This window comes from Streptomyces sp. NPDC054866, assembly GCF_053610745.1.
The window spans coordinates 633,026-655,880 of sequence record NZ_JBSGZA010000005.1; the positions used below are offsets into that span (position 1 = coordinate 633,026).

General features: G+C 71.2%; 16 protein-coding genes, 2 tRNA genes and 1 riboswitch. Of the genes, 13 read left to right on the plus strand and 5 right to left on the minus strand.

What is annotated here, in order from left to right:
• Window positions 1-44 precede the first annotated feature (44 nt).
• The 8 genes from ACWGI2_RS27905 to ACWGI2_RS27940 all read left to right on the plus strand — a co-directional run bounded on the left by ACWGI2_RS27905 (window position 45) and on the right by ACWGI2_RS27940 (window position 9,511).
• Complete coding sequence (locus tag ACWGI2_RS27905; RefSeq protein WP_336605824.1) at window positions 45-395, plus strand: metallopeptidase family protein; 351 nt, start codon at window positions 45-47, stop codon at window positions 393-395.
• Between the two features lie 100 nt (window positions 396-495).
• The gene (locus ACWGI2_RS27910) at window positions 496-1,065 is read left to right on the plus strand and encodes a hypothetical protein (RefSeq protein WP_453698256.1); all 570 of its coding nucleotides are present in this window, start codon (window positions 496-498) and stop codon (window positions 1,063-1,065) included.
• Window positions 1,066-1,354: 289 nt separating this feature from the next.
• Window positions 1,355-3,625: a DEAD/DEAH box helicase gene (locus ACWGI2_RS27915; protein ID WP_453698257.1), complete on the plus strand. Its 2,271-nt coding sequence runs from the start codon at window positions 1,355-1,357 to the stop codon at window positions 3,623-3,625.
• Window positions 3,626-3,802: 177 nt separating this feature from the next.
• Window positions 3,803-5,899, plus strand: a complete 2,097-nt coding sequence (locus tag ACWGI2_RS27920) for a LamG-like jellyroll fold domain-containing protein (RefSeq protein WP_453698258.1) — start codon at window positions 3,803-3,805, stop codon at window positions 5,897-5,899.
• 85 nt (window positions 5,900-5,984) lie between these two features.
• Complete coding sequence (locus tag ACWGI2_RS27925) at window positions 5,985-7,556, plus strand: amino acid permease (RefSeq protein ID WP_453698259.1); 1,572 nt, start codon at window positions 5,985-5,987, stop codon at window positions 7,554-7,556.
• A gap of 110 nt (window positions 7,557-7,666) precedes the next feature.
• Window positions 7,667-7,742: transfer RNA gene (locus ACWGI2_RS27930), tRNA-Lys, on the plus strand.
• 283 nt (window positions 7,743-8,025) lie between these two features.
• Window positions 8,026-8,700 carry an ANTAR domain-containing protein gene (locus tag ACWGI2_RS27935; RefSeq protein WP_453396558.1) on the plus strand — a complete coding sequence of 225 codons (675 nt, stop codon included), beginning with the start codon at window positions 8,026-8,028 and terminating at the stop codon, window positions 8,698-8,700.
• Between the two features lie 61 nt (window positions 8,701-8,761).
• The gene (locus tag ACWGI2_RS27940; RefSeq protein ID WP_453698260.1) at window positions 8,762-9,511 is read left to right on the plus strand and encodes an ANTAR domain-containing protein; all 750 of its coding nucleotides are present in this window, start codon (window positions 8,762-8,764) and stop codon (window positions 9,509-9,511) included.
• A gap of 43 nt (window positions 9,512-9,554) precedes the next feature.
• On the opposite strand, the gene ACWGI2_RS27945 is transcribed toward ACWGI2_RS27940, so the two are convergent.
• Complete coding sequence (locus ACWGI2_RS27945) at window positions 9,555-9,905, minus strand: helix-turn-helix domain-containing protein (protein WP_453698262.1); 351 nt, start codon at window positions 9,903-9,905, stop codon at window positions 9,555-9,557.
• A gap of 781 nt (window positions 9,906-10,686) precedes the next feature.
• On the opposite strand from ACWGI2_RS27945, the gene ACWGI2_RS27950 reads away from it, so the two are divergent.
• The 4 genes from ACWGI2_RS27950 to ACWGI2_RS27965 all read left to right on the plus strand — a co-directional run bounded on the left by ACWGI2_RS27950 (window position 10,687) and on the right by ACWGI2_RS27965 (window position 14,682).
• Window positions 10,687-10,760, plus strand: a tRNA-Met gene (locus ACWGI2_RS27950).
• 167 nt (window positions 10,761-10,927) lie between these two features.
• The gene (locus ACWGI2_RS27955) at window positions 10,928-12,088 is read left to right on the plus strand and encodes a PP2C family protein-serine/threonine phosphatase (RefSeq protein WP_453698263.1); all 1,161 of its coding nucleotides are present in this window, start codon (window positions 10,928-10,930) and stop codon (window positions 12,086-12,088) included.
• A 202-nt stretch (window positions 12,089-12,290) separates the two neighbouring features.
• Window positions 12,291-12,437, plus strand: a riboswitch (cyclic di-AMP (ydaO/yuaA leader).
• Window positions 12,438-12,448: 11 nt separating this feature from the next.
• Complete coding sequence (locus ACWGI2_RS27960) at window positions 12,449-13,534, plus strand: M23 family metallopeptidase (protein WP_453698265.1); 1,086 nt, start codon at window positions 12,449-12,451, stop codon at window positions 13,532-13,534.
• 203 nt (window positions 13,535-13,737) lie between these two features.
• Window positions 13,738-14,682, plus strand: coding sequence for an aldo/keto reductase (locus ACWGI2_RS27965; protein ID WP_453698267.1), 945 nt, complete (start codon window positions 13,738-13,740; stop codon window positions 14,680-14,682).
• Window positions 14,683-14,694: 12 nt separating this feature from the next.
• Here the strand turns inward: ACWGI2_RS27965 and ACWGI2_RS27970 are convergent, their stop codons facing one another.
• From ACWGI2_RS27970 to ACWGI2_RS27985, 4 genes are all read right to left on the minus strand, one after another.
• Window positions 14,695-16,092, minus strand: coding sequence for a PrsW family glutamic-type intramembrane protease (locus ACWGI2_RS27970; RefSeq protein ID WP_453698268.1), 1,398 nt, complete (start codon window positions 16,090-16,092; stop codon window positions 14,695-14,697).
• Window positions 16,093-16,156: 64 nt separating this feature from the next.
• A complete protein-coding gene (gene trmB / locus ACWGI2_RS27975) occupies window positions 16,157-16,990 on the minus strand; it encodes a tRNA (guanosine(46)-N7)-methyltransferase TrmB (RefSeq protein WP_453698270.1) in 834 nt (277 codons plus the stop codon).
• A gap of 225 nt (window positions 16,991-17,215) precedes the next feature.
• Entirely contained in the window at window positions 17,216-18,418 is a 1,203-nt protein-coding gene (lhgO, locus tag ACWGI2_RS27980) for an L-2-hydroxyglutarate oxidase (RefSeq protein WP_453698272.1), read from the minus strand.
• Window positions 18,419-18,559: 141 nt separating this feature from the next.
• A complete protein-coding gene (locus ACWGI2_RS27985; RefSeq protein WP_453396548.1) occupies window positions 18,560-20,011 on the minus strand; it encodes an MFS transporter in 1,452 nt (483 codons plus the stop codon).
• A gap of 698 nt (window positions 20,012-20,709) precedes the next feature.
• Between ACWGI2_RS27985 and ACWGI2_RS27990 the strand changes: the two genes are divergently transcribed.
• A complete protein-coding gene (locus tag ACWGI2_RS27990; protein ID WP_453698273.1) occupies window positions 20,710-22,809 on the plus strand; it encodes an asparagine synthase-related protein in 2,100 nt (699 codons plus the stop codon).
• Window positions 22,810-22,855: the final 46 nt, after the last annotated feature.

Genomic DNA, 22,855 nt, shown 5'->3' on the forward strand with positions numbered 1-22,855 from the left:
ATGGGGACGGGTGGCTATGCGGGGCCGTGGCTGACAATGGGGGTGTGCTGGAGATGACGCGGGAAGAGTTCGAGGAACTGGTCGCCGAGGCGCTTGACCGGATTCCTCCCGAGTTGACGCGGTTGATGGACAACGTGGCGGTGTTCGTGGAGGACGAACCGCCGGCCGAGGACCCGGAGCTGCTCGGGCTCTACGAGGGGACTCCCCTGACGGACCGGGGCGAGTGGTACGCGGGGGTGCTGCCCGACCGGATCACCATCTACCGGGGGCCGACGCTGCGCATGTGCGAGTCGCGCGAGGACGTGGTCGCGGAGACCGAGATCACCGTGGTGCACGAAGTCGCACATCACTTCGGGATCGACGACGACCGCCTGCACGCCCTGGGATACGGCTGACGGCCGGCGCCACGGGCCGTGCGCCGGTCCGTGTCCTCTTGCGGGGCAAGGGAGTTGGGTAGGGCGTCCCCGCTTCTCAGCGCCTCGGAGGTGCTCGGCCGTGCGCCAGTTGTACGTTCCTGTCCGGTGGGCCGCGGCGGCAGTGGCCGTCATGGCGACCGCGGGCTGCATGAGCATCGGCGACGACGGGGGCGGTGAGCCTGGGCCCGCGCGGTCCGCGGGCGAGCGCAGCGCGGCGGCCGCTCCGGACGGCGGGAGCGTCACGCCGGGCGCCGGTTCGGGACGTGGCCGCGGTGGCGACCGTGACGACGGGAAGGGCGGCAAGCGCGGCAAGGGCGGCAAGGGGAAGAGTCCGGGCAAGGGGGGCTCGGGCGGGCGCGGTGGCTCCGGTTCCGGTGCCGCCCAGGCCTCGGCGTCCTCGACCGGGGGCGGCGACGCCCCCGCCTCGCCGACGCAGGACGGGCGGCCCGCGCCCACGCGTACGAAGCCCGACGCGCCGCGCCCCACGCCGACGCCCGATCCCCCGAAGCCGACCCCGACGCCGACTCCCGAGCCCACTCCGGAGCCCTCGTCCTCGGCGCATGAGCCCCCGAAGCAGGACACGCAGCTGGGGGAGCGGTCGGAGGGGCTCAGGTCGCGGGAGCCTTCACCGGAGGCCGGGCCCGCTTAGGGCGGGGTTGGGACGGGTTCTGCCGCCCTGTCCGAAACCCGCTTCGTCGCAGGTGAGGCGAGCTGTGCGGGGTGGAATCGAAGGTGCCCCGGAGGGTGCGGTTTGCCTTCTGGGGGGTTGGGTGCGTATGGTGGTAGATCGTTTGATCCCATTTGCCCGGCGCCGAAAAAGAAGAGCGCCGCGTGGCGCGTACTCTCCCTTGCCGTGGCTGACCGCATAGAGGCGGTCCATTGCGAAATCACGGAGTTGACGGGCGCGTGCCGAGACTCCGGAAGGTTTCGCATTTCGCATGTCCATTTCTCATTCTGACCACGCCGTCCTGCCCGAGAACGAGACGACCGACGAGCTGACGGTGGAGCCCACCGTCGACGCGGTCGAGGTCGTCGAGGCCGTCCAGGCAGCCGACGTCGTGGAAGCCGCCGAGCAGGTCGTCGAGGCCGAGGCGGCCGACGAGGCCGCCGAAGACGCTCCGGCCGGCCCCACCTTCGGTGACCTCGGTCTCCCCGAGGGCATCGTCCGCAAGCTCGCCCAGAACGGCGTGACCTCCCCCTTCCCGATCCAGGCCGCGACCATCCCGGACGCCCTGGCCGGCAAGGACATCCTCGGCCGTGGCCGCACCGGCTCCGGCAAGACCCTCTCCTTCGGTCTGCCGATGCTGGCGACGCTGGCCTCCGAGGGCCGCACCGAGAAGAAGAAGCCCCGCGGCGTCATCCTGACCCCGACGCGTGAGCTCGCGATGCAGGTCGCGGACGCGCTCCAGCCGTACGGCGACGTGCTCGGCCTGAAGATGAAGGTCGTCTGCGGCGGTACGTCCATGGGCAACCAGATCTACGCCCTCGAGCGCGGCGTCGACATCCTCGTCGCGACCCCGGGCCGTCTGCGCGACATCATCAGCCGCGGCGCCTGCTCGCTTGAGAACACCCAGATCGCGGTGCTCGACGAGGCCGACCAGATGTCCGACCTGGGCTTCCTGCCCGAGGTCACCGAGCTGCTCGACCAGGTTCCGTCCGGCGGCCAGCGGATGTTGTTCTCGGCCACGATGGAGAACGAGATCTCCACGCTGGTCAAGCGCTACCTGAACAGCCCGGTCACGCACGAGGTCGACAGCGCCCAGGGCAACGTCACGACCATGACCCACCACATCCTGATCGTGAAGCCCCGCGACAAGGCGCCCGTCACGGCCGCCATCGCCTCGCGCAAGGGCCGCACGATCATCTTCGTCCGCACCCAGCTGGGCGCGGACCGCATCGCCGAGCAGCTCTGCGAGTCCGGTGTGAAGGCCGACGCGCTGCACGGCGGCATGACGCAGGGCGCCCGTACGCGCGTTCTTGAGGACTTCAAGAAGGGCTACGTCAACGCCCTCGTCGCCACGGACGTCGCCGCGCGCGGCATCCACGTCGACGGCATCGACCTGGTCCTGAACGTGGACCCGGCCGGCGACCACAAGGACTACCTGCACCGCTCGGGTCGTACGGCCCGCGCCGGCCGCAGCGGCACCGTGGTCTCCCTCTCCCTGCCGCACCAGCGCCGCCAGATCTTCCGCCTGATGGAGGACGCGGGCGTCGACGCCACGCGTCACATCATCAACGGCGGCGGCACCTTCGACCCGGAGGTCGCCGAGATCACCGGCGCCCGTTCGATGACCGAGGTGCAGGCCGACTCCGCGGGTAACGCCGCGACCCAGGCCGAGCGTGAGGTCAAGGAGCTCACCAAGGAGCTGGAGCGCGCCACCCGCCGCGCGACGGAGCTGCGCGAGGAGGCCTCGCGCCTCACCGCGCGTGCCGCCCGCGAGCGTGGCGAGGACCCGGAGACCGCGGTCGCCGAGGCCACCGCCGCCGCCGAGGCCGAGATCGAGGCCGCTGTCTCCGTCCCGGAGCAGTCCGCCGCCCCGGCCGCCCGCGAGGAGCGCCGCCCGCAGCGCGACGAGCGCGGCAACTACGAGCGTGAGCGCCGTGACGACCGCGGTGGCCGTTCCTTCGAGCGTCGTGACGACCGCGGTGGCTCCGGCTTCCGTGGCGGCGACCGCCGTGAGGGTGGCGGCGGTTTCAACCGTGACCGCGGCAACGACAGCCGTGGCGGTGGCTCCGGCTTCCGCCGTGACGACAACCGCGGCGGTGGCTCCGGCTTCCGTGGCGGCGACCGTCGCGAGGGTGGCGGCTTCAACCGCGACCGCGGCAACGACAGCCGTGGCGGTGGCTCCGGCTTCCGCCGTGACGACCGTCCCTCGGGCGGCGGCTTCAACCGTGACCGCAACGACCGCGGTGGCTCCGGCTTCCGTCGTGACGACCGTCCCTCGGGCGGCGACCGTGGCGGCTTCCGTGGTGGCGACCGCCGTGACGACAACCGCGGTGGTTCGAGCTTCCGTCGCGACGACCGCCCGTCGGGCGGCCACCGTGGCAGCGACCGCCCGTTCAACCGTGACCGCCGTGACGACCGCCCCTCCGGCGGCGCCCGCTCCGGTGGCCACGACCGCCCGGCGTTCAACCGCGACCGCTCCGGCACGGGCACCGGCTCCTTCGGCCGCCGCGACGACAAGCCGCGCTGGAAGCGCAACGGCTGACGTCGACGCCGGTCCGACCGGCTGAACTGAACGAAGGGCCCGCACGGCTTGTTGCCGTGCGGGCCCTTCGTCGTGCACGGGTTCCGCGAGCGTATCGATGTCAGTACGGGCTGTTACCTTCAGGCTTGATCGAAGCGGTGGTCCGGTGGGGAGCCGGGCCCAAAGGGAGGGGACCCCGTGATTCGTCATGCCTTCGTACGCAGCGTGGTGGCAGTCGCGCTCGCGTCATCGGCCGTCGTCGCCACGCCGTGGGCGGCGGCTGCGGCAGAGAACAGGCCGCCGGACCAGCCTGCGCTGTCGGAGCTCTCGACAGGGGGCAAGGAGTGCGTGAGCGGGACCGAGAGACCGTACGTGCGCACCCGGCCGCAGCTGAGCGCGGTGCTCCGTGATCCGGATGCCCAGTCGGTCTCAGCGGAGTTCGAGGTCTCCTGGCGGGACGGGGCGGGGGAGAGACAGGTGCGCTCGGCTCGGACGTCGTCCAGATCGAGTGGCAGTGAGGCGCGTTGGAGTGTCCCGGCGGAGGTGCCGGCGTTCGCCGACGTGGACTGGCGTGTGCGGGGCTTCGACGGTACGGCGTGGGGGCCGTGGAGCTCTGACGGCGGCCAGGGCATGTGCGGGTTCGTGTACGACGACGAGCAGCCCGCGAAGCCGTCCGTTTCGTCATCGGAGTATCCCGGCGACGATGCGTCCTGGCACGACGGCGTGGGCTCGTACGGCACGTTCAGGGTCGACTCCTCGGCGGACGACACCGTGGCGTACCTCTACGACTTCAACGGGAAGAAGCAGCAGACGGCAAGGCCGAAGGAGCCGGGAGGCCCGGTGGACCTGCGCTGGATGCCGGAGTCGTCCGGCGTTTCGCAGCTGCACGTCCAGGCGATCGACCGAGCGGGCAACGCGAGCGATCCCGCCACGTACCAGTTCCGGGTGGCGAGCGGCCGTACGCCCGTCGCCCGCTGGAAGCTCGCCGACCCGGCTGGTTCGCCCAGGGCCGAGGCCGATGCGGGTGGCAGGCCCGCCGAAGCCGGCGGGTCCGTGGTCTTCGGCGCCGAGGGGCCGTCCCGTACGGACGTGAAGTCCGCGGTGCGGCTCGGCGGTTCGGACGACGCGTATCTGGCGTCGGGTGCTCCCGCCGTGGACACCGGAGGGGCGTTCGCGGTCAGCGCCTGGGTGCTTCCGGGGCAGGCGGACCGGGACATGGTGGCAGTGAGCCAGGACGGTGACGGGGCGCCCGCGTTCGCGCTCGGGGCGGATGCCGCGGGCACCTGGTCGTTCGCGCTGAGCGGTGGCACCGCGGTACGGGCACAGGGCGGTCTGCCCGAGAGCGGGGAGTGGGCGCACCTGACGGGGGTGTACGACCCGGTGGAGCGGACGGCGCGCCTCTATGTGAACGGCCGCCTCGTCGGCACGGCGGAGGACGTCGCGGCATCCGGCGGTTCCGGAGGCCTGCAGATCGGCCGGGCGCTCGGCGAAGGCGGCCAGGGCAGGCACTGGGACGGTCGGATCGCCGACGTACGGGTGTGGGACCGGGTGGTCGTCCCCGCGGAAGCCGCGGAGCTGGGGAAGCACGCGGCCGTACGGGAGGGGCACTGGCAGTTCGACGAGGTGAGCGCCGGAGCCAGCCCCGAGCGCGACGGCCGGCAGCCGATGAGGCTGGGCGGGGACGCCCGTATCCATCGTGACGACAGCGACTGTTCCCTGGATCCGGAGTGCGCTCCCGGAGAGATACCGATGGTGGGTGCGGGGCACCTGAAGCTCGACGGCGAGGGTGACTTCGCGGCGACGGACGGCCCGGTCGTCGACACGGACGACAGCTTCTCGCTGGCGGCACATGTGCAGCTGGACCCGGCCGCCGAGGGCCGCACGATGACGGTTCTGTCGCTGCCGGGCGAGCACAACAGCCTTGCATCGCTGCGTTATACGCCGGAGCAGCAGAGCTGGGAGCTGACTCTGGCCCATGAGGACCGGGCCGGAGCGGAGACGACGAAGCTGACGGCGGACAACGACTGGGCGTCGAGCGGCGAGCCCCATCACGTGGCGGTGGTGTACGACGCCGGCGCCGACGAGGTCCTGCTGTACGTCGACGGGCACCTGTCGGCGAAGGCGCCGTTCCGTCACAGCTGGCGTGCCGCGGGCGGACTGCAGGTCGGACGGGCTTCGTCGGCGGACGGCTGGGGCGAGTATCTGCACGGCGCCGTCGACGATGTGCACGCGTACGCGGGAGCGCTCACCGAGCAGCAAGTGACGGTACTGCGCGCGGGAGGCACGTCGGCCTGAGCGGCAGGCACGTCGGCCTGAGCGCAGGCACCTTTCGGTCAGCGATGGCGCATGTCGTGCCCCCGGCGAGGGAATCGCTGGGGGCATGACAAGTGACCCCAGAGAGCGGAAGCAGTCACCACCACCAGCGGTGCCCACGACCGGCTCGGGCTCCGACGAGGAGCGCCTCGCTCAGCTCGGCTACACCCAGGTTCTGGCGCGTCGTATGTCCGCGTTCTCCAACTACGCGGTCTCCTTCACGATCATCTCGGTCCTGTCCGGCTGCCTCACCATGTATCTGTTCGGCATGAACACCGGCGGGCCCGCCCTGATCACCTGGGGGTGGGTCGGGGTCGGGCTCATGACGCTGTTCGTGGGGCTCGCCATGGCGGAGATCTGTTCCGCCTATCCGACCTCCGCCGGGCTCTACTTCTGGGCGCACCGGCTCGCGCCCACCCGCACGGCCGCGGCCTGGGCGTGGTTCACGGGGTGGTTCAACGTGCTCGGGCAGGTCGCCGTCACCGCGGGGATCGACTTCGGCGCTGCCTCCTTCCTCGGCGCGTATCTCAATCTGCAGTTCGACTTCCAGGTCACCGAGGAGCGGACCATCCTGCTCTTCGCCGCGATCCTCGTACTCCACGGCCTGCTCAACACCTTCGGTGTGCGCATCGTCGGGCTGCTCAACAGCGTCAGCGTGTGGTGGCACGTCCTCGGGGTCGCCGTGATCGTCGGGGCGCTCGCCTTCTCGCCCGACTCGCATCAGTCGGCGTCCTTCGTCTTCACCGAGTTCGTCAACAACACGGGGTGGGGGAGTGGGGTGTACGTCGTGCTCATCGGGCTGCTGATGGCTCAGTACACCTTCACCGGGTACGACGCCTCCGCCCATATGACCGAGGAGACCCACGACGCGTCGACCGCCGGACCCAAAGGCATCGTCCGGTCCATCTGGACGTCCTGGATCGCCGGCTTCGTGCTGCTCCTGGGCTTCACGTTCGCCATCCAGTCGTACGACGGGGCCCGCGAGTCGGCGACGGGGGCGCCGCCCGCCCAGATTCTTCTCGACGCGCTCGGAGCGACCGCGGGCAAGCTGCTCCTGCTGGTCGTCATCGGCGCGCAGCTCTTCTGCGGCATGGCCTCCGTGACCGCCAACTCCCGCATGATCTACGCCTTCTCGCGGGACGGAGCGCTGCCGTTCTCGCACATCTGGCACTCGGTCAACCCGCGTACGCGCACGCCCGTCGCGGCGGTCTGGCTCGCGGCGCTCGGCGCGCTCGTCCTCGGACTGCCGTATCTGATCAACGTCACGGCGTACGCGGCGGTGACGTCCATCGCCGTCATCGGGCTCTACATCGCCTACGTCATCCCGACCCTCCTGCGGCTGCGCAAGGGCGACGGATTCGAACGCGGGCCCTGGCACCTGGGCCGCTGGTCACGCCCGATCGGCATCGTCGCGGTGGTCTGGGTCGGCGTGATCACGGTGCTCTTCATGCTGCCGCAGGTCTCGCCGGTCACCTGGGGGACCTTCAACTACGCCCCGATCGCGGTCCTCGTCGTCCTTGGATTCGCCGCGACCTGGTGGTTCGCATCGGCCAGGCACTGGTTCCTCAACCCGGACCACGAGCGCACGGCGGCCCGCGAGGCGGCCAGGAGCGGGGGGCCGGAACCGGCCGATCCCTGAGCGCGCGGCGGCCTCCGCCGGCCCGTCGCGGAACGCGCGACGGGCCAAGGAGGCGATACCCGATCGGACGACTGGGCCTCTGCGGCTATGCTCGGGGGGTGCGTCCGCACGGACCGTTAGCTCAATTGGCAGAGCAGTGGACTTTTAATCCATTGGTTGTGGGTTCGAGTCCCACACGGTCTACCAGGAGCGGGCAGAGGGAAACACCCTCTGACCTGCTACGTAGCGCCCGGGTCGGCTTTGGTCGGCTCGGGCGCTGCTTCATTTCCGGGCTCGTGCGTGAGCGATGTCTGTCTGAGCGATGCGTGGGCGGACGGGCTGACAGCGGGGCTCGCGTCCGCCCGCGACGGCGGCAATCGGGCAAGTCGTGCTTTTCGGCCGTCACTTGGAGCAGCCGGCACTACTCTGGGAGTCCACGGCTGGCGCCTCGCCGCGCCGCATGGGACCGACGGATGCGGGGTCGGAGAGTATGGGTTCGACGGTCGGTGAGCTCCTGGACAGCCTGCCCGCGGCGGCGAACCAGGAACAGCGCCGGGGGTGGGCGGTTGCCTGCGCGCAGGCACTGGGCCTTGGCGGAATCGCCGTCGCCTTGGGGCAGGAGCTGGTGTGGTTCAGCGATGAGACCAGTGCGCGCCTGGAGGACCTGCAGTTCGTCCTCGGGCAGGGGCCCAGCAAGTCCTTCCTCGACGAAACAGAGGTACGCGAATTGCCCGACCTCGGCCGCGTGCTGGCCCGGCGCTGGCCCCAGTTCGTCGCTGAGGCCGAGGAATTGGGGATCGCGGCCCTGTTCGTCTGGCCCGTGTACATCGGCGCCGTGCAGGCGGGGACGATGACCGGCTACCGGCGCACGGTAGGTCCGCTCACCGGGCAGCAGTTGTCACAGGGGCAGTTGGTCGCCGACGCGCTGGCCCAGCACGTACTGAACCGCTGGCCGGTCAGCACCGCCGCCGGTAATGGCCCGGGGCACGTAGGAGCGGTGGATCTGCACCGGGCCGAAGTGCACCACGCCACCGGCGTCCTCAGCGAGACACTCGGCGTTTCGCTGGCCGAAGCCCTGGACCGGCTGCGCGCCCGGGCCTACTCCTCCGGCCGGTCCCTGTCGGACACCGCCCACACCGTGATTCAGCAGGAGCTCCCGCGATGACATCGAACCGCCCGGTCAAGGGCTCCGGCCACGCTCTGCGCGGGGCTCAAGGAGTGCACCCATGAGCAGGGAACAGCACATCGCCCGTACCTTCGTGGAGCTGGCCGACACGTTGGTGGAGGACTTCGACGTCATCGATTTTCTGCACCAGATGACCGTCCGCTGCCAGGAGATCCTTGATGTCACCGATGCCGCGGTCTTCCTGGCCCACCCCAGCCTGCGCCTGCACAGCCCCGCGCCCTGCGACCCGAGTCCCGCCCTGCAGCGCATCCTGGAAGCCGCCTGCGCCCAGGGCCCGGCCGTGGACGCTCACGCGACCGCCCAGCCGGTCACCGCGTCGAGCGCGGCCGACGCGGCCGCACGCTGGCCGCAATTCACCCCACAGCTACAGGCCGGCGGCTACACCCTGGCCAGCGCGGTGCCGATGCGTCTGCGCCGGGAGAACATCGGCAGCCTGCTCCTGCTGCGCACCGGAGACCTGCCCCTGAAGGCTGACGACCTCGCACTCGCCCAGGCGCTCGCCGATGCCGCCACCATCGGCCTGATCCAGGCCCGCACGCTACGCCAGCAGCACACCGTCAACGAACAACTCCACACCGCCCTGCAGAGCCGCATCGTCATCGAGCAGGCGAAGGGCGTTCTCGCGGTCCGCAGCAACACCACCCTCAACCAGGCGTTCGACGCCCTGCGCCAGCACGCCCGGCGTAACCGGATCCTGCTCAGCAGCGTCGCCCGGGACGTCATCGAGGCCGGGCTGACGCCTGTCACCGGCCCCGCCCGACCACAGACCGACAAAGCGGACAGCGAGTAGCGCGAGCGAGCAGCGAGAGCGAGCACACCCGCAGTCGCGGGGCTCAGCCGTTCTGACTCGTGGCTGTCGGCGTCGCTGATTCGGCGGCGCGGTGGCGGTGTTCGGCGTTGATGCGCTGGGCTTCTTCGAGCTGATCTTCGAGGATGACGATGCGGCAGGCGGCCTCGATGGGGGTGCCCTGGTCGACGAGCTCTCGGGCGCGGGCGGCGATGCGCAGTTGGTAGCGGGAGTAGCGGCGGTGTCCGCCCGCGGAGCGGAGCGGGGTGATGAGGCGGGCTTCTCCGATGGCGCGGAGGAAGCCTTGGGTGGTGCCGAGTATTTCGGCGGCCCGGCCCATGGTGTAGGCGGGGTAGTCGTCGTCGTCGAGACGCCCGAAGGAATCGTCTGCTGTCACTTGCACCTCTCTATGGAACGCGTGGAGGGGCCCGGGTGCTGTACGGCACCCGGGCCCCGAAGGAACTGCTACACCATCTGCCGGCCCTGTTGCTGCGCCGGCCTTCTGTTTCCGCAGACCCGACCGAGATGCTGTCGGGACTGCCGGGATCGCGGTTGCTTGACCGGAGACCACCTCACTATCGATGTCCTGCGGTACCCGGGCTCAAGATGCCGCCCGGGCGATCCTCCTGATGGCGCTCGGCTCCTCCGTTCTTCCCTCTTTGATCACTTGCTTACTTACGGGTACTGCGAACTGCTGGTGATGCGTACTGCTGGTGTTGCGAACTGCTGGTGATGCGAACTGCACTTGCTTCAACTGCGGTACTGCTCACGGCGGCCCCTGATCACTGCGGGCCACCCGGTCCGGTCGTCAGTCCCGTCGCCGTCCTGCAACCGCTCTGGCTTCGGAACTCCACCACCGCACCGTCCTGCGAACTGCACTTGCGGGTACTGCTGCCCGGCAGTTCGTCTCTGCCAGGCCCTGCTGTCTCTCTGGGTTACGAGAGAAACCATAACCACACCACCGCCCAATGTCTACTCCAGCCACCATAGATTTTCGTGTGTTCGATGGTGAGGTAATCGGCTTCGAACAGCGATGGTGGGCGCGTGCTCGTGCCGATGCTGGTCAGCAAGGCGCAGCTGGACCGCGTATCCCGCCCATGTCGCGGCGCGCGAGCAGCGGCCGCCGCGCAACCGGTTCGCTTTCACTCCCCCTGATGGCGTAGAGTTGCATTCAACGGCGCGGGGTGGAGCAGCTCGGTAGCTCGCTGGGCTCATAACCCAGAGGTCGCAGGTTCAAATCCTGTCCCCGCTACTAAAGACCGAAGGCCCGGATCCAGAAATGGATCCGGGCCTTCGGTGTTTTCCGGCGAGGCACAGTTTCCGTCGGGGCGCGGGTTTCCGTTGCGGCCGGCCCATCCGCCGTAACCCGCTCGGCCCACACCGGTCGCCCCGCGTCGCCCCACCGGGAACCCTGAGTGAGTGGGGCAGCGAGAAGGAAGCGGCGGCGGGGGCGGCGGCAAGCGTCCCGATGTCCGGCACGAGCGTGCGCTCGTGCGGGCCCTCCCCCTGCTGCTCATCCTCGTCGGGGTCGTGTACGACATCTCGACCCCGCCCAGGTTCACCGCCGTGCCCCTCTTCACCGCCGCCCCGCTCGTCGCCGCGCCCTTCTACTCGCTGATCGGCACCACCCTCATCGGCGCCTGCTCCTGCGCCGCCGTGCTCGCCCTGCACTTCAAGAACAACACCGCCACCGACGTCGAGGCCGTCACCGAACTGATCACGGTGGTGACCGTCGCCGTCCTCGCTGTCGTCATCAACCGCGTCGTACGCCGCAGCGACAAACAGCTCGCCTCCGCCCGCTCCATCGCCGAGGCCGCCCAGCGCGCCGTACTGCCGCAGCCGGACCCCCGGATCGGCGGGCTCGATGTCGCGGCGCGGTACGAGGCCGCGGAGGCGGACGCGTTCATCGGGGGTGATCTGTACGCCGTGCAGGACACCCCGCACGGCGTACGCGTCATCGTGGGCGACGTACGGGGGAAGGGCATGGGCGCGGTCGCGGCCGTCGCCGTCGTGATCGGGGCGTTCCGGGAGGCCGCCGAGCAGGAGGCCACGCTGGAGGCCGTGGCGCAGCGCCTGGAGCGGGCCCTGGCGCGCGAGGGCACGCGGCGCGACGGGCTCGACGCCTTCGAGGGGTTCACCACCGCTGTCCTCGCGGAGATCCCGCACGGCGACGGCCCGGTGCGCCTCATCAACCGCGGGCACCCGGGGCCGCTGCTCCTGCGCGGCGACGGGCGGCTGTGCGTCCTGTCCGCCACCGAGCCCGCGCTGCCGCTCGGGATGGGCGACCTGGGCGCCTGGCCCGACCGCGCGGACGAGACGGAGTTCCCGCCGGGGGCGATGCTGCTGCTCTACACCGACGGGCTCTCCGAGGCGCGTGACATCCGGGGCGAGTTCTACAACCCGGCGGCCCGGCTCGGCGGCCGGATCTTCCCCGGGCCCTACGGACCTGACGCGCTCCTGGCCACGCTCGTCGAGGAAGTGCGGCGGCACACCGGGGGCGGAGGGACCGACGACATGGCGCTGCTCGCGGTGCGGCGGCCGATGTCACCGGCCGTGACCGAAGAACACCACTCCGCATAACAACTGACGCACTGTCAAGGAGATGTGAAGCTCCGGTGTGTGAAGAAGTGGGGTCAACTCGCCCCGTTCCAGACCCCGGTGTCCCGATAAGTACGGGCCAAAGACGTTAACGATCAGTCGGAACAGCTTGGAATACAGCCCTGCTGTCTATTAACGTTCGATAACGCAGCGCGGTCGTCCCAGCCGTCACTCGAGTCGGCTCCGCGCGCACGCGCCTAATCCCGAAAGGGAGCCGGGGAACCACTAATTGGGGTGAATCGGGCATCTGTGCATCCGTGCCAGACGTTCGTAGGAGACCTTCCTGCTCCGAACCCGTCAGCTAACCCGGTAGGCGAGAAGGAAGGAAAGGAGTGCGCCCCAGTGGCGTCCAACCGCCCTGCCCCCCAAGGCGTGTACGTACCGAATGACGACGATTTCGGTGGGTACGACGACAATTCCTGGGAGGAATGGAATCCCACCGAGGAGTCCATCCGTCCCGTCCGCGGCAGGCACCGCGTCCACAAGCGGGGCGGTGGCGGGCTCGCCCGCAGCTCCACGGTTCTCGGCGTAGGCGTCATCGCCGCCGTCGGCGCGGGCGGCATCGCCACCGCGCAGGGCGGCAAGCCCCCGGTGGCCATCGAGATGCCGGACCTCTCGGCCGTCACGGACTCGCTGCCGGAGGCCAAGTCGCTTCCTGGCGTGGGCTCTTTGATATCCGACGACTCGTCCGACTCGGGCTCCGCGGACAACGGCGTGACGACCGCCGCCGCGCCCCTCAGCGCCGCCGGACTCAGCACCGCCGACGCCGAGCAGGGCACCACGGACGCGGGCGAGGCACTGCGGGCCCGCATCATGGAGCAGGCCGAGAACCAGCAGGACCAGGCGGACGACGCGGTCCAGAAGGCGGCCGAAGAAGCCGCCGTCAAGCAGGCCGCCGCGCAGGCCGCCGCCAAGCAGTCCGCGGCCGAGAAGAAGATCGCCGCAGAGAAGGCCGCCGCGAAGAAGAAGGCCGAAGAGGCCGCGAAGAAGAAGGCCGAGGCGGAGCGCCTGGCCAAGCTCGCGAAGAGCTACACCCTCCCCGTCGCCTCGTACACGCTCACCGGCACCTTCGGTCAGCCCGGCTCCATGTGGTCCTCCGGCTACCACACCGGCCTGGACTTCGCGGCTCCCACGGGCACGCCCATCAAGGCCGTCCACTCCGGCACCATCAAGGAGGCCGGCTGGGCGGGGGCGTACGGCTACCGCACGGTCCTCGAACTCGACGACGGCACCGAGGTCTGGTTCTGCCACCAGTCCTCGATGAACGTCAGCGTCGGCCAGAAGGTCACCACCGGCGAGACCATCGGCCGCGTCGGCGCGACCGGCAACGTCACCGGGGCGCACCTCCACATGGAGGTCCACCCGGGCGGCGACTCCACCGGGGTCGACCCGGCGGCGTGGCTGCGCGACAAGGGCCAGTCGCTCTGAAGCAGCCGCTTTGAGGCAGCCCCGCTGAAACAGTCCCTCTGAAGCAGCCCTTCTGAGGCAGTCCCAATACCCCGGCGGTCCTGACGACAACCCCCCGACGTCAGGGCTGCCGGTTCGGCGTGCGCGCTCGCGCTTACGTATGCGGATGGAATCGGCGTCCCGCTGTACGGAATTCCGTGGTCCGTACAGGCGTTGAGCCCCGTATGACTTCTCTCCGCAAGCTTGGCTCGTCCGACCTCGAGGTCTTCCCGCTCGCACTCGGCGGCAACGTCTTCGGCTGGACGGCCGACGAGGCGCAGTCCTTCTCCGTGCTCGACGCCTACACCGCCGCCGGCGGCAACTTCATCGACACCGCCGACGTCTACTCGGCCTGGGTGCCCGGCAACAAGGGCGGCGAGTCCGAGACCGTCATCGGCAACTGGCTCGCCGCGCGCGGCAACCGCTCCGACGTCGTGCTCGCCACCAAGGTCGGCGCCCACCCCGACTACAAGGGCCTGTCCGCGAACACCATCAAGTCCGGCGTCGAGGAGTCGCTGCGCCGCCTGCGCACCGACTACATCGACCTCTTCTACACGCACTACGACGACCCGACCGTCTCGGTCGAGGAGATCATCGGCGCCCTCGACGAGCTGGTGACGTCCGGCAAGGTGCGCGCCATCGCCGCGTCGAACGTGACCCCCGAGCGGCTCCAGGAGTTCCTGGACTTCTCCGACCGCGAGGGCCTCGCGCGCTACTCGGTGCTTCAGCCGCACTACAACCTCGTCTCGCGCGACACGTACGAGGGCCCGCTGGAGCAGGTCGCATCGCGCTCCGGCCTGGCCGCCGTCCCGTACTACGCGCTCGCCTCGGGCTTCCTGACCGGCAAGTACCGCCCGGGCGCGCAGGTCGACAGCGCGCGGGCCGAGGGCGCGGGCAAGCACCTGGGCACCGACCGTGGCCTGCGCGTGCTCGCCGCCCTCGACGAGATCGCCCAGGCGCGCGGCGCTGAGCTCGCGACCGTGGCTCTGGCGTGGCTCGCGGCGCAGCCGACGGTGGCGGCGCCGATCGCGTCGGCCCGTACGGTCGAGCAGCTGCCCGCGCTGCTCGCGGTGGGGGAGCTCGAACTGACGGCCGCCGAGGTGTCGGCGCTGACGGCCGCCTCCGCCTGAGCCGAGGCCCGGTCAGCCGCGGTAGGGGTTGTACGCGGGGTAGGGCATCGCGGGCTGGGCGTACGGATATCCGTAGGGGTGCTGCTGGGGGTACGGCTGCGGGTGGGGGTGTGAGTACGGCTGCCGGTACCCGTGCTGTTGGTATCCGTGCTGTTGGTATCCGTACGGCGGCGGCATCGGTACGAGCACCGGTGCCGTCGCCTGCGCCGCGTAGGTGAGGGCGGGCCGCGCGGCTTCGCGGCGCTCCCACAGCGCGTGCAGCAACTCCCGCTCCCGTACGACGAAGTCGGCGCCCGCCCTGCCCCGGCGTCCCCGGTGCCGCAGGAGCGCGAGAGACGTCGCGTACGTCTCGTACTGGGCGACCGTGCGCGCTGCGGCCTTGCCCTGGGTGTACGAGGCGTAGTCGCGGGCGAGGGTGCGGGCGCGCATCGTGCCGAGGGCGTAGGGCTCGGGCGCGGTGAGCCAGCCCGCGATCACGTAGGCGGGCAGTTCGGTGCGCACGATGCGCAGGCCGCGCTGCCTGATCCAGATCACCAGCCAGGTGAGCAGTCCGAACGCGGGGAGCATGCACGTCGCGTACACGGCGAAGAAGCCGTAGTCCCCGAAGCTGGCCGAGCCGTTCCACAGGGCGTGCAGGCCCATCGCGAGGAGCAGTCCGCCGAGCGGCAGCAGGACGCGCCGCCAGTGCTGCCGGTCCGCGCTGAGCGCGGCGATGCCGAAGCCGATGCCGGTGAGCACGGTGAAGAGCGGGTGCGCGAAGGGCGACATCACGACGCGTACGAAGAAGGTCGCCGCCGTCACGGAGGCGAGCCCCGTCCCGCCGTTGAGCTGGTCGGTGCCGAAGGCGCTGCCGAGGTAGAGGATGTTCTCGGTGAACGCGAAGCCGGTGGCGGTCACTCCGGCGATCACGACGCCGTCGACTATGCCGGTGAACTCGCGTCTGCGGAAGAGGAAGACGAGCAGTACGGCCACGGCTTTCGCGCTCTCCTCGACGATCGGCGCTATGACCGTCGCGCCGAGGGTGTCCGCGCTGGTGGGGTCGGCCGTGGCGGTGGCTATCCAGCGGGTCGCGAAGCTGTTCGCGACGATGGCTATGAGGGCGGCGGCGCAGGCGCCCCAGGCGAAGGCGAAGAGGAGGTTGCGCCAGGGGCCCGGCTGGACGCGTTGCAGCCAGCGGAAGGCGGCCACCAGGAGCGGCACGGGCAGCGTCGCGAGGCCGAGCCCGACCAGGAAGCCTTCGGTGCCGGTCTGTTCCCTGACCAGGGCCAGGATCACAAGGCCTGACAGGGCGAGCAGCGTGACCAGGGCGGCCGCGCGTATCGCCCGCCGCTGCCACCAGCGCGCGTGCCGCAGCCCGGCGGGCCCTGCGGGGGGCATCAGCGGGTGCGGGTGCGGAGAAGGGGTGGCCACCCGTTGACCCTAACGAGGGACGGGGGTGGGCCGCGACGGTGTCTCGGGCCTGGTGGCTGGTATCTCAGTCCTGCTGGCTGGTATCGCGATTGTCCTGGCTGGTATCCCGGTCTTCCTGGCCGGATGTGCGGCGGAACAGCAGGTCGTGGACGACGTGTCCCTTGTCCAGGCCCTGACCCTCGAAGCGGGTGAGGGGACGGAAGGCGGGCCGTGGCGCGTACCCGCCGTCGGCCTGGGTGTTCTCGAAGGCGGGGTGCGCGGTGAGCACCTCCAGCATCTGCTCGGCGTACGGCTCCCAGTCGGTCGCGCAGTGCAGTACGGCGCCGGGCTTGAGGCGGGGCGCGGCGAGGTCGAGGAAGTCGGGCTGGATGATGCGGCGCTTGTGGTGGCGGGCCTTGGGCCAGGGGTCGGGGAAGTAGACGCGGAGGCCGTCGAGGGAGGCGGGCGGGAGCATTTCGCGGAGCAGGATGACGGCGTCGCCGTTCGCGACGCGGATGTTGGTGAGGTTGTTCCGCTCGGCGAGGCCGAGGAGATTGCCCTGTCCCGGGGTGTGCACGTCCACGGCGAGGATGCCGGTGTCCGGGGCGTCGGCGGCCATCTGGGCGGTGGCCTCGCCCATGCCGAAGCCGATCTCCAGTACGACGGGGTGGTCGGTGCCGAACAGCTCGGCGAGGTCGAGGGTGCGCTGCCCGTCGATGTCCAGGCCCCACTTGGGCCAGAGCCGCTGGAGCGCGTCCGCCTGTCCGGCGGTGACGCGGCTCCTGCGGGGCTGGAAGCTGCGGATCCGTCGCTCGAAGTGTGAGCCTGCGGGGTCGGGCGAGGGCCCGTCCGGGAAGCGGGGCTCGCCCTTTGGGCGGGGGGCTTGGGGGCGGCTGGGGGTGGTGGGTGACTCAGACACAGTGGGGGGATTTTATCTGTCCCCAACCCCGCCCCTTCCCGACTGCATCTATTGGCGGCTCCGCCGCGCAGGGGGCTCCGCCCCCAGACCCCCGCTCCTCAAACGCCGGAGGGCTGGAAGTCCAGCCCGTCCGGCGTTTGAGGACATCTTGTACGGGGGTCCAGGGGGCGGAGCCCCTTGGTTTCGGGAAGGGGTGGGATTGGGGATTGCCCCGCAGGGACCGCCCTACAGAACCGCCAGCACCCGCCGAGCCACTTCCCGCCCGATAGGGAGAGAAGCCGTCGCCGCAGGCGAGGGCGCATTGAGGACGTGTACCGCCCGCTCCCCCTCCCGGATGAGGAAGTCATCCACCAGCGTCCCGTCACGCAAGACGGCCTGCGCCCGCACCCCCGCCGCCACCGGCACAAGATCATCCGAAGTCACCGCGGGCAGCAGCCTCCGCACCGCCGTGGTGAACGCCTCCTTGGAGAAGGAGCGCCGAAGCTCCCCCGCCCCATACCGCCAGTGCCGCGAGGCCATCCGCCAGGCCCCCGGCCAGCCCAGCGTCCCCGCCACGTCCAGCGGCCGCACCACACCCCATCCGTACCCCTCACGGGCCAGCGCCGGCACCGCGTTCGGCCCCACGTGGACCCCGCCGCCGATGCCCCGCGTCAGATGCACCCCGAGGAAGGGGAAGGCCGGGTCCGGCACCGGATACACCAGGCCCCGCACGAGATCGGGCCGCGCCAGGTCGAAGTACTCCCCCCGGAAGGGGACGATCCGCATCCCGGGGTCGTCGCCGGTCAGCATCGCCACCCGGTCGCAGTGCAGTCCCGCGCAGTTGACCAGGACCTTTCCCCGCACCACCGAGCCGTCGGCCGTGCGGACGGCCACCCCGAGCGACTTGCGCCGGTCGATGCGGACGACCTCCGCCCCGTACCGGACGTCGGCCCCCGAGGCGTCCGCGAGGTGCTCCGCCACCGAGCCGTAGTCACAGATCCCCGTCGTCCCGACCTGGATCGCGGCGAGCCCCCGCACCTCCGGTTCGAACTCCGCTATCTGGGCGGGGCCCAGCTCCCGCACCGGAATGCCGTTCTCCCTGCCGCGCTGGACGAGGGCGTGCAGGCGGGGCAGCTCGGAGCGCTCCGTGGCGACGATCAGCTTGCCGGTGACCTCGTGCGCGATGCCGTACTCCGCGCAGAACTTGACCATCTCGGCGGCGCCCCGCACCGCGTACCGCGCCTTGAGGGAGTCGGGGCGGTAGTAGATCCCGCTGTGGATCACCCCGCTGTTGCGTCCCGTCTGGTGCCTGGCGGGGCCGGGCTCCTTCTCCAGGACGGTGACCCGTGTCCCCGGCGCGGCGCGCGTGATGGCATACGCCGTCGAGAGACCGACGATCCCGCCGCCGATCACCAGCACATCGCAGTCGTACGCCACGGCTCGGACCATCCCGCATCACCTCCCACCCCGATAGTGCACTGCGCCACTGACAACGCCCTCAAACCCGGCGAGGGCCGCAGGGTTACAAGGGGCGTAAATACTGTTGCCGATCCGGCGGTGCACAGGGTCCGGCGGTGCATGGGGGGCGGACTACGCGGGGGCCACGAGCAGCGGCCGGGCCCGCTCCCGCAGCTCCACCACCCGCGGCTCGTCCCCGTACGGCTCCAGGCGGTGCAGCAGGTCCTTCACGTACTCCGTGGTCCGCGCGGACGAGATGCGTCCGGCGACCTCCAGGGCGCGTGTGCCCTGCTCGCAGGCCGCGTCGAGGTTCCCCGACTCCAGCTCGGCGACCGCCGACACCACGAGCCGAAGCCCGTGCGAGCGGACGAACTCCTCCGTCGGCCGCTTGAGCGCCTGCTCCGTGAAGCGCCGCACCTGGCGGGGCGCCTTCAGGTCGCGGTAGCACTCGGCGGCGTCCGCCGCGAAGCGGTCGTATCCGTAGAAACCGAGCCATGAGGGGTCGTTGTCACCGTCCCTGGCACGCTCCAGCCAGCCCTCGGCCGCCCGGAGGGCCGCTCCGGCCGCCTGCGCGTCATTGGCGCGCGCGTGTGCGCGTGCCTCGACGAGGCGGAAGAAGCTCATCGTGCGCGCGGTGGCCAGACCGCGGTTGCGCTCCAGGGCCGCCTGCGCGAGGTCGACGCCCTCGTCGCCGAAGCCGCGGTAGGTCGCCTGGAGGGACATGGAAGCCAGGACGTAGCCCCCTAAGGGGACGTCGGCCGCCGCGCGGGCCAGGCGCAGGGCCTGGATGTAGTAGCGCTGTGCGGCCTCCTGCTGGCCGGTGTCGAAGGCCATCCACCCGGCCAGGCGGGTCAGTTCGGCCGACGCCCCGAAGAGCGAGCGGCCCACCTCGTCCGAGTACGAACCGAGCAGTAGGGGTGCCGCCTCGACCCGCAGGCACTCCGGGACCATCGACGAACGCCAGTCGCCGCCCCCGTACTTGGAGTCCCAGCGGCGGGCGTCCTCGGCGGCCTCCCGCAGTTTCACCACGTCGCTGTGGCCGACCTTCATCGGCTGCCCGCTGTCTTCGGAGTGGCCACTCAACTCGCGGGGCTCGTCCAGGATGACGTCGCGGGCGACCGAGCTGTCGGCCGGGGTTATCAGCCAGCGCGAGGCCGGCGTCGCGTACGCGCTCACCGCGAAGGAGCCGGCGAGCGACTGCCAGATGCCTCCGCTGCCCGCGCGCCTGCCCGCCAGATCGAGGCGGTAGAGCTCGGTCGCCGACTTCACCGCGGCGCCCACGTCGCGCGGGAAGGCAAGGCCCACCTCAGGCGCCGGATCGGCGTCCGCGAGCCCGATCTCGTGCAGCGGAACGGGACGGCCGAGCTTCTGGCCGATGGCCGCGGCGATGAGGTGCGGGGCAGCGCCTTGCGGCACCATGCCCTTGGACACCCACCGGGCCACCGATGTCTTGTCGTATCGAAGCGTCAACCCGCGTTGTGCGCCGAGGTCGTTGACCCGGCGGGCGAGTCCCGCATTGCTGATTCCCGCGAGGGCGAGAACGGTGCCGAGTTTTTCGTTCGGCCCGCGTTGCTCCCTGGACATGCGCCACCCCTCGACACAGACGGCTGCCGCGATGGCTTGACCGCGCGGCATGCGTGCTGCGTTCCCCCAGGGGCAGCGGCGTCCGCGACTACGACCGCCGTGGCCCGGAACCTCGGCCGCAAGAGCATTTGGCCGAGCCCCCAGGTATATGCCTCCGCGAAAACATCAGCACACACAGCGTAGTTCGCCGAATCCCAAGCGTTAAGAGGCGTAGTTCCGTATGGCGAGATTGTTGCCGGTAGGGGAGCGGGGGAGTGACGGGGCGTGCTCCGGGTGTGTGGCCGTGCGCCTGCGTGTGCGCTCTTCACCGGCCATGAGGGGAGCGCTTCCATAGATGGTGCGTGGGTCGGCCCGCTGCGCTGGAGTCAGTGGGCTGGGGGACACCGCCGCCTCCATCCCCGCGGGCGGCGGACCAGTCCGGGGGGCGAACGACGCCTCCCGGACTGTGTGTTGCCTTTTACGGTTCCGTCACGCGAGCGCCACCGACTGATTTGGCCGAAAATCGCCCCCGTGAAGGCCGGGGCAGTGCGCCCCCGCGCAATGAACAGGGCGTGGTCGTGCCCTTCAAGTACCGCTCCCCCGGGGCAGATCGGCGGGAGTGTGAGCACCCCCGTAGCCACTCCCGCGCGCCTCCTTCGTGGCAGCATGGGACCCCAGTTCTTCGATGCACTGGTTGTCCACAGCCTGTGGAGGCAACGATGCGGTGGTTGGTGGGGTGGAGCAGCACTGCCGCGAAGCCTTCGGTGGTGGGCTCGGCCGGGGCCACCGGCGAGAACGGCGAGACCGTTCATCCCGTGGGCTCCCAACTCCTTTGGGGCGACCCGGATCCGCTGTGGGCGGTGGGTGACTGGCGCGCCGACGAGGTGCGCACGGTGCAGGCCGACGAGCAGACGCGCATCGCGGTGCTCGGCACCTGCGGGGCGAGCGACGAGGAGCTCAGGGTCGGCCTGTTCGCCGCCCGCGGCGGAGCCCTGCGGCACCTGACCGCGTGGTCAGGGAGCTACACCGCGGTCGTCCAGATCGGGCGGCGCGTCATGGTCGCGGGCGACCTCGCGGGCGCGCGCCCCGTCTTCTACACCCCCTGGGCCGGCGGCACGGCCTTCGCGACGGCCGCGCTGCCGCTTGCCGACCTCATCGAGGCCCACCTGGACATCGGCCACCTCGCGGCGCTCCTGGCGGCGCCCGACGTGCCGGAGGCGCTCCAGGACTCGACGCCCTACCAGGGCGTGCGCCGTGTGCCACCGGGGCACGCGCTGATCCTGCGCGCGGGCGCCCGCGAGATCGCCGGGTACGAACACGTGGCGTCCCTCGCGGTCGCCGCGCCCGCTGCCGACGCGACCACCGCGGTCGACGGTGTCCGTGACGCCCTCGTGGAGGCGGTACGCGCCCGGCTCGGCGCCCCGCGGCACGTCCCCGGAGCGACGGAGGTCGACCCCGGGCCCGTGCCCGGCATGGGTCCCGCAGAGCGGCGCGCGGCGCGCGGGATGCCGGTGCCCGGCATCGGCGCCGACCTCTCCGGAGGGCCCGCGTCCGGCACGCTCGCGCTGCTCGCGGCGGGCCTCCCGGGGATGCCCGGCACCGTCCTCGGCCACGGCACGGGCGCGGGGGAGCGGCTCCTTGCCGTCACCTTCAACGACCTCGCGATCAACGGCCGTGAGGCCGAGCTGGAGCGGGCGGGCGCCATCGCGGCCAATCCCCGCCTGCATCACGTAGTGGTCGCCGCGGGCGAAGAGGCCCTCCCGTACGCGGACTTGGACGGCCCTCTGACGGACGAGCCGAGCGCCACCCTCGTCACGGCCCAGCGCCACCGTGCGCGGCTCTCCTCGGGCAGCGCGGACCACTTCACGGGGTACGGCGCACGGCAGGTCCTCGACGCGCATCCGGCCCGCCTCGCCGACCTCCTGATGGACCGCAGGCGGCGCCATCTGGTGCGCCCCGTCGCTGCGTTGGCGAAGGCGGATGGCTCCCCGGGCTCCGTCATGGTCCCCGCGCGCGTGTACGGCGCCGCGCGCAAGCTCTCCCGGATGTCCTACCGCGCGGGCGTCGATTCGCTCGCCGACCGTCTCCTCCAGCGCCGATTCGACGAGCCGGGCGGGGCGGTGGGGGCCTCCCTCGCCGCTCTCGCGTGGGCGAGACCGGGGCCCGCGGCCCGGTGGCTGACGGGCGAGGCTCTCGCTGAAGTATCGGTTCGCCTCCAGGACACGACCGGACGTCCCGGCGCCGGACCCGGCCAGCGCCCCGGCGAATTCCGCGCCCGCGCGGCGCTCGCCAGGCACGCGGCCGACCTGCGCGTCCTCGAACAGGCCGCCGAGGTCCGCTTCCAGCGCCTGCACGCCCCCTTCCTGGACAACCAGGTGGTCCGCGCCTGCCGCGCCCTCCCCGTCGCCCTGCGCGTCCAGCCGGGGGCGCGCGCGGCCATCCTGCGTACGGTCCTCGAAGGCGCCGGAGTGGCCGAACTGCCGCCCGGCTGGGGCGCGCCGTCCCACGCGTCGTCCACGGCGGCGGCGCGGACGGGCCTGCGGGTGGCGGTGGACGACCTCCTGGCCCTCTTCGACACGCCCCTGCTCGCGCAGGCGGGCCTGGTGGAGGCTCGCGTCGTCCGCAAGGCGCTGCGTGCGGCGGCGGAGGGAGAACCACTGCCGCTGGACGGCTTGGCGGACCTGGTCTCCACGGAGCTGTGGCTGCGCCGCCTGCTGTCCCGCAGGGGGACGTGCTGGACGGGCACGCCCGCGCGGCAGAGAGCTGTCCCTACGGGGAGCGTCGTGCCGCAGAGGGGTGCCTTGGGGGCGGGGCGGTAGCCCGAGAACCACCGGAGCACCTGGAGCGGCTCGCCCAGGGAAGGAA